Below are 7150 nucleotides of genomic sequence, written 5' to 3'. Positions count from 1 at the left end.
CCAGGCTGCCGTTGCCGGTGCACAGGTCCAGCACCTGGCGGGTGTTTTCGCCCAGCCAGGCGTCCAGCGTGCCGTCGGCCAGCGGCTCGGCGATCAAGGAGCGCGGCACGATCACGCGTTCGTCGACATGGAAGCTCACGCCCTGCAGCCAGGCTTCCTGCGTCAGGTAGGCGGCGGGGCTGCGGGTGCTGATGCGCTGCTCGATCAAGGCGTCGATGGCGGTCTGCTCGTCGGCGCTCAGCGGTCGCTCGGCCACCTCGTCCAGCGCATCCAGCGGCTGGCCCAGGCGCCACAGCACCAGCCAGGCGGCTTCGTCGAAGGCGTTGGTGGTGCCGTGGCCGTAGCTCACGCCGGCCGCGTCCAGCCGCGCCGCCGCGGCTTCGATGGCGGCGACGACCGTCAAGATGTCGTCACTCATGCCAGCACCTTTTCCAGCAGCCGGCGGTAGATGTTCTTCAGCCGTTCCACGTCGGCGGCGATCACGTGCTCGTCGATCTTGTGGATGCTGGCGTTGATGGGGCCGAACTCCATCACCTGCGGGCAGTGCTTGGCGATGAAGCGGCCGTCGGACGTGCCGCCGGTGGTGGACAGCTCGGTGGTGAGGCCGGTTTCGTCGTGGATGGCCGCGCCCAGCGCTTCGGTGAGCGTGCCCACCGGCGTGAGGAAAGGCTCGCCGCCCAGCGTCCAGTCGATGCTGTATTCCAGCCCGTGCCTGTCCAGCACCGCCGCCACGCGGGCCTTGAGCGCCTCGGGCGTCGATTCGGTGCTGAAGCGGAAGTTGAAGTCGATCACCACCTCGCCCGGGATCACGTTGCTGGCCCCGGTGCCGCCGTGGATGTTGGACACCTGCCAGCTGGTGGGCGGGAAGTAGGCATTGCCGCTGTCCCACACCATCGCGGCCAGTTCGGCCAGCGCCGGCGCGGCCTGGTGGATGGGGTTGCGCGCCAGCTGCGGGTAGGCGATGTGGCCTTGCACGCCGATCACGCGCAGCTTGCCCGACAGCGAACCGCGGCGGCCGTTCTTGACCATGTCGCCCAGCGCGCTGACGCTGGTGGGCTCACCCACCACGCACATGTCCAGCTTGTCGCCGCGCTGGGCCAGCAGGTCGACCACCTTCACCGTGCCGTCGAGTGCCGGGCCTTCTTCGTCGCTGGTCAGCAGGAAGGCGATGGCGCCGGCATGCGCGGGCTGCGCGGCCACGAATTCTTCGGCCGCCACCACCATCGCGGCGATGCTGCTTTTCATGTCGGCCGCGCCGCGGCCATAGAGCTTGCCGTCACGGTGGGTGGGCGTGAAGGGGTCGCTGTGCCACTGGTCCAGCGGGCCGGTGGGCACCACGTCGGTGTGGCCGGCCAGCACCAGCGTGGGCCCGGGGCGGGCGCCGCTGCGCTTGGCCCACAGGTTGGTGACGCGGAAGTTCGCCGGCCCGCTGTCGATGGTTTCGCAGGCAAAGCCGATGGCCTGCAGCCGGCTGGCGATCAGCGCCTGGCAGCCCGCGTCTTCGGGCGTGGTGGAGTTGCGGGCGATCAGCGCTTCGGCCAGGTGCAGGGCGGCAGTCATCAGGAACGGGGCAGGGTGGGAAAGGTGGAGGGCGGCGGGGCGGTGCCGCCGAAGGGCGCGGCAGGCGCAGGCGCCAGCAAGGTGGCGCTGCCGGGCGCGGGCACGTCGATGGTGACTTCGGTGTACACGGCCACGTCGGACTCTTCGGCGCGCGCCACCGGCCGGGCGGCCTGCGCCGCCGCGTTCTGCAGCCGCCACAGCAGGTTGGTCGGCGAATCGGCGTTGGCCAGGGCTTCGTCGCGGGTGATGCTGCCCTGGCCCACCAGGCGCGCCAGGTCCTGCTCGAAGGTTTGTGAGCCTTCGGCCAGCGACTTTTCCATCGCCTCCTTCACGCCGTGCATGTCGCCTTTTTCGATCAGCTCGCTCACCAGCTGGGTGTTGAGCATCACCTCGACCGCCGGCACGCGGCCGCCGGAGGTGGCGCGCAGCAGCCGCTGCGACACCACCGCCCGCAGGCCGGCGGCCAGGTCGGCCAGCAGCGGGCCGCGCGACTCGGGCGTGTACATCGACAGGATGCGGCCCAGCGCGTGGTAGCTGTTGTTGGCGTGCAGCGTGGCCAGCACCAGGTGACCCGACAGCGAATACGACAGTGCCAGCGACATCGTCTCGCGGTCGCGGATCTCGCCGATCAGGATGCAGTCGGGCGCCTGCCGCAGCGCATTGCGCAGGGCCACATGCAGGCTTTGGGTGTCGCGGCCGATCTCGCGCTGGTTGATGATCGATTTCTTGTTGTTGAACAGAAACTCGATCGGGTCTTCGATGGTGAGGATGTGGCCGCTGAGCTGCTGGTTGCGCAGCTCCAGCATCGAGGCCAGTGTGGTGCTCTTGCCGCTGCCGGTGGCGCCCACCATCAGGATCAGGCCGCGCTTTTCCAGCACGATCTGCGACAGCGCATCGGGCACGCCCAGCGTGTCCAGCGGTGGAATGTGAAAAGGGATGCAGCGGAACACCGCCGCGACGGAGCCGCGCTGCTTGAAGGCCGACAGCCGGAAGCTGCCGACGCCCGGCACGCCCACCGCCACGTTGAGTTCGCTGGTGCTGTCCAGCTCGGCCAGCTGCTCTTCGTTCAGCATCTCGGCCAGCAGCTGGCGCGGCTGGGCCGGCGTCAGCGGCTGGTCGGACAGCTGCATCATCTGCCCGTTGACCTTGATGAGGATCGGCGTCTTGGCCGAGATGTAGGCGTCGGAGGCCGATCGCTCGGCCATCAGACGCAGCACGCGCTCGAGGTTGCCGCCGCTCATCGGGGATGGGCGCTGGCGATCAGGCGCGCAGCAGGTCGTTCAAGCTGGTCTTGGCGCGGGTCTGCGCGTCCACCTTCTTGACGATCACTGCGCAATACAGGCTGTACTTGCCATCGGCGCTGGGCAGGTTGCCGCTCACCACCACCGAGCCGGCCGGCACGCGGCCGTAGTGCACCTCGCCGGTGTCGCGGTCGTAGATCTTGGTGCTCTGGCCGATGTACACGCCCATCGAGATCACCGAGTTCTCTTCCACCACCACGCCCTCGACGATCTCGGAGCGGGCGCCGATGAAGCAGTTGTCCTCGATGATGGTGGGGTTGGCCTGCAGCGGCTCCAGCACGCCGCCGATGCCCACGCCGCCCGACAGGTGCACGTTCTTGCCGATCTGCGCGCAGCTGCCCACGGTGGCCCAGGTGTCCACCATCGTGCCTTCATCGACATAGGCGCCGATGTTCACGTAGCTGGGCATCAGGATCACGTTCTTGGCCAGGTAGCTGCCGCGGCGCGCCACGGCCGGCGGCACCACGCGCACGCCGGTGGCGCGCATCTCTTCTTCGCTCAGGTGCGCGAACTTGGTGGGCACCTTGTCGAAGAAGGCCAGCTCGCCGGCATGCATGGGCTTGTTGTCGTTCAGGCGGAAGCTCAGCAGCACGGCCTTCTTGACCCACTGGTTCACCGTCCATTGGCCCACCGATTGGCGCTCGGCCACGCGCAGGCGGCCGGTGTTCAGCTGGGCGATCACCTCCTCGACGGCCTCACGCACCTCGGGCGCGTTCAGCGCGGTGATGTCGGCGCGCGCTTCCCACGCGAGGTCGATGGTGGATTGCAGTTGTGCGGTCATGGGGGGTCTCACAAGGACTTGACGTAGGAGGCGATGCGTTGCGCCGCCTCGAGGCATTCGGCCACTTCGGCCACCAGGGCCAGGCGCACCCGCCCGGCACCGGGGTTGCTGCCATGCGCGCTGCGTGCGAGCAGGCTGCCCGGCAGCACCGCCACATTGTATTGAGCGAGCAGCCCGCGGGCGAAGGCCACGTCGTCGCCGTTGAAGGCGGCGGGCACGCCGGCCCACAGGTAGAAGCTGGCGTCGGGCAGGGCCACGTCCATCACCTGCTGCAGCACCGGCGTCACCTGGGCAAACTTGGTGCGGTACAGCTCGCGGTTGGCCACCACGTGGTCTTCGTCGTTCCAGGCGGCGATGCTGGCCGACTGCACCACCGGGCTCATCGCGCTGCCGTGGTAGGTGCGGTACAGCAGGAACTGCTTCATCACCTCGGCATCGCCGGCCACGAAGCCCGAGCGCATGCCCGGCACGTTGCTGCGCTTGCTCAGGCTGGTCAGCATCACCAGGCGGCGGAAGTCGTCGCGGCCCAGCGCCTTGGCGGCCTGCAGCCCGCCCAGCGGCGGCTCGTCGCGGAAGTAGATCTCGGAGTAACACTCGTCGCTGGCGATGACGAAGCCGTGCCGGTCCGACAGCTCGAACAGCGTGCGCCATTCGTCCAGCGGCATCACCGCGCCGGTGGGGTTGCCCGGCGAGCAGACGTACACCAGCTGCGTGCGGGCCCAGGTGGCCTCGTCGATCTGCGACCAGTCGGGCGCGAAGTTGCGCGCCGGGTCGCTGTTGGCAAAGGCCACCTCGGCGCCCGACAACAGCGCCGCGCCCTCGTAGATCTGATAGAACGGATTGGGGCACACCACCGTGGCGCCCGGCCGCGTGGGGTCGATCACCGATTGCGCCAGCGAGAACAGCGCCTCGCGCGAGCCATTGACCGGCAGCACCTGCGTGGCTGCATCCACGGTCACGCCATAACGGCGCTGCAGCCAGCCAGCTGCCGCCTCGCGCAGCAGGGGGTCGCCCGCGGTGGCCGGGTAGCTCGACAAGCCCTTGAGCGACGAGGTCAGCGCGTGCTCGATCAGCGCGGGCGTGGGGTGCCGCGGCTCGCCCAGGCCCAGGCTGATGGGGCGCAGCGCCGGGTTGGGCGTGATGTCGCGGGTGAGTTGCCGCAGCCGCTCGAACGGATACGGCTGCAGGCGGTGCAGCAGAGGATTCATCGGGCGATTATCGCGAAGGGCCCATCGCCCCATGGGTGCCGGTGGCGACGGAATGAAGTGCACCGGTGGAACGAATGAGGCGGCAGGCTGCGCCTACAGTCGCAGCTCCTTCGCAGCAGCAGGAAAGCCGCCATGAGCCTGTACCCCGGCTATACGTCGCACCTCTTGACCACCGCGCCCGGCGTGCAGATCGCCTGCCTCACCGGCGGTGACGGCCCGCCTTTGCTGTTGCTGCACGGCCATCCGCAAACCAAGGCCATCTGGCACAAGGTGGCGCCGGTGCTGGCGCGGCACTTCACGCTGGTGCTGCCCGACCTGCGCGGTTATGGCGACTCCTCCAAGCCCGCAGGCGATGCCGACCATGCGCTGTATGCCAAGCGCACCATGGCCGCCGACATGCTGTCGGTGATGCAGCAGCTGGGCCATGCACGCTTCCAGGTGCTGGCGCACGACCGCGGCGCCCGCGTGGCCCACCGGCTGGCTGCCGACCATGCGCAGGCGGTGCAGCGCCTGGTGGTGCTGGACATCGCGCCCACGCTGGCCATGTACGAACAGACCAACGAGGCCTTTGCCCGCGCCTACTGGCACTGGTTCTTCCTCATCCAGCCTTCGCCGCTGCCCGAACGCCTGATCGAGGCCGACCCGAGCGCCTACCTGCACGACGTGATGGGCCGCCGCAGCGCCGGCCTGTCGCCGTTTGCACCCGAGGCCTGGGCCGACTACGAACGCTGTATCGCGCTGCCCGGCGCCGCCCACGCGATGTGCGAGGACTACCGCGCCGCCGCCGGCATCGACCTGCAGCACGACCGCGCCGACCGTGAGGCCGGCCGCCGCCTGCCCATGCCGGTGCTGGCGCTGTGGGGCACGCAGGGCGTGGTGCAACGCTGTTTCAACCCGCTGGCCGAGTGGCAGCGGGTGGCCGACGACGTGCAGGGCAGTGCGCTGCCCTGCGGCCACTACATCGCCGAAGAGGCGCCCGAGCAGCTGCTGGACCGCGTGCTGCCCTTCCTGCAAAGCCCCCATCAAGGAGAGTGAACCCATGAGCAACACCCATCGCATCGCCGTCATCGCCGGCGACGGCATCGGCCAGGAAGTGATGCCCGAAGGCCTGCGCGTGCTGGACGCCGTGGCCACCCGCTTCAACCTGAAGTGGCAGTGGGATAGCTTTGACTGGAGCTGCGAGCGCTACCTGAAGGAGGGCGCGATGATGCCCGCCGACTGGAAGGCGCAGATCGGCGGCCACGACGCCATCTTCTTCGGCGCGGTGGGCTGGCCGGCCACGGTGCCCGACCATGTGTCGTTGTGGGGCTCGCTGCTGCTGTTCCGCCGTGAGTTCGACCAGTACGTGAACCTGCGGCCCGCGCGGCTGATGCCGGGCGTCAAGAGCCCGCTGGCCGGCCGCCAGGTGGGCGACATCGATTTCTACATCGTGCGCGAGAACACCGAGGGCGAGTACTCCAGCGTCGGCGGCAAGATGTTCGAAGGCACCGAGCGCGAGATCGTGCTGCAGGAAAGCGTGTTCAGCCGCCACGGCACCGAGCGCATCATGAAGTTCGCCTTCGAGCTGGCGATGAAGCGGCCCAAGCGCCACCTCACCTCGGCCACCAAGAGCAACGGCATCTCCATCTCGATGCCCTACTGGGACGAGCGCTTCGCCGAGCTGGCCAAGGCCTACCCCGAGGTGCGCACCGACAAGTTCCACATCGACATCCTGACCGCGCACTTCGTGCAGCACCCCGACTGGTTCGACGTGGTGGTGGCCAGCAACCTGTTCGGCGACATCCTGTCCGACCTGGGCCCGGCCTGCACCGGCACCATCGGCATCGCGCCTTCGGCCAACCTCAACCCCGAGCGCAAGTTCCCGTCGCTGTTCGAGCCGGTGCACGGCTCTGCGCCCGACATCTATGGCAAGGGCATCGCCAACCCGATCGGCCAGATCTGGGCCGGCTCGATGATGCTGGAGCACCTGGGCCACGCGGAAGCCGGCGCCGCGGTGCTCAAGGCCATCGAAGACGTGCTGCAGGACGGCCCCCGCACGCCCGACCTGGGTGGCAAGGCCACCACGGCCGACGTGGGCAAGGCGATTGCGGAGGCGGTCGCCAAAGGCTGAGGTCGAGCGGGGCGGCTACAACCGCCCCACGCACCCCGGCGCACCGCAGCGGCATTCCAGCTTGCCTTCATGGTGCGTCTCGCCGTAGTTCACCGTCACCTCGTCGCCCACGGCGATGGGTTGGATGGCGTAGAACTCGATGCGGCCGTCGCGGATGACCAGCCGCGCGTTGGGCTGGCACGAGTGGTTG

General features: G+C 69.0%; 7 protein-coding genes and 1 pseudogene. 2 read left to right on the top strand and 6 right to left on the bottom strand.

Annotated elements, in window-relative coordinates; genetic code table 11:
• The 5 genes and pseudogenes from ABNT58_RS05010 to dapC all read right to left on the bottom strand — a co-directional run.
• Nucleotides 1-418 (bottom strand): annotated as a pseudogene (locus tag ABNT58_RS05010) (50S ribosomal protein L3 N(5)-glutamine methyltransferase); the annotation flags it as partial.
• A complete protein-coding gene (gene dapE / locus ABNT58_RS05005) occupies nucleotides 415-1560 on the bottom strand; it encodes a succinyl-diaminopimelate desuccinylase (protein ID WP_348752409.1) in 1146 nt (381 codons plus the stop codon). The pseudogene ABNT58_RS05010 and the gene dapE, both read right to left, overlap by 4 nt.
• Nucleotides 1560-2801 carry a PilT/PilU family type 4a pilus ATPase gene (locus tag ABNT58_RS05000; RefSeq protein ID WP_348752408.1) on the bottom strand — a complete coding sequence of 414 codons (1242 nt, stop codon included), beginning with the start codon at nucleotides 2799-2801 and terminating at the stop codon, nucleotides 1560-1562. The genes dapE and ABNT58_RS05000 overlap by 1 nt, the downstream gene beginning before the upstream one ends.
• 19 nt (nucleotides 2802-2820) lie before the next feature.
• Nucleotides 2821-3642: a 2,3,4,5-tetrahydropyridine-2,6-dicarboxylate N-succinyltransferase gene (dapD, locus tag ABNT58_RS04995; RefSeq protein WP_348752407.1), complete on the bottom strand. Its 822-nt coding sequence runs from the start codon at nucleotides 3640-3642 to the stop codon at nucleotides 2821-2823.
• A gap of 8 nt (nucleotides 3643-3650) precedes the next feature.
• Nucleotides 3651-4850 (bottom strand): succinyldiaminopimelate transaminase, encoded by a 1200-nt coding sequence (gene dapC / locus ABNT58_RS04990; RefSeq protein ID WP_348752406.1) that lies wholly within the window; start codon nucleotides 4848-4850, stop codon nucleotides 3651-3653.
• A 132-nt stretch (nucleotides 4851-4982) separates the two neighbouring features.
• Here dapC and ABNT58_RS04985 point away from each other — a divergent pair, with 132 nt between their 5' ends.
• Together ABNT58_RS04985 and ABNT58_RS04980 are read left to right on the top strand one after the other, a co-directional pair.
• Nucleotides 4983-5885: an alpha/beta hydrolase gene (locus ABNT58_RS04985; protein WP_348752405.1), complete on the top strand. Its 903-nt coding sequence runs from the start codon at nucleotides 4983-4985 to the stop codon at nucleotides 5883-5885.
• Between the two features lie 4 nt (nucleotides 5886-5889).
• Nucleotides 5890-6960: a tartrate dehydrogenase gene (locus ABNT58_RS04980; protein WP_348752404.1), complete on the top strand. Its 1071-nt coding sequence runs from the start codon at nucleotides 5890-5892 to the stop codon at nucleotides 6958-6960.
• Nucleotides 6961-6975: 15 nt separating this feature from the next.
• On the opposite strand, the gene ABNT58_RS04975 is transcribed toward ABNT58_RS04980, so the two are convergent.
• Nucleotides 6976-7150 (bottom strand): SET domain-containing protein-lysine N-methyltransferase (locus ABNT58_RS04975; RefSeq protein ID WP_348752410.1); only part of this gene is annotated, 175 nt, incomplete at its 5' end.

The organism is uncultured Aquincola sp. (genome assembly GCF_964001545.1).
Taxonomy (GTDB): domain Bacteria; phylum Pseudomonadota; class Gammaproteobacteria; order Burkholderiales; family Burkholderiaceae_C; genus Aquincola.
Note: the sequence above shows the minus strand (reverse complement) of the source record. Positions and strands in the feature narration are given on the sequence as shown.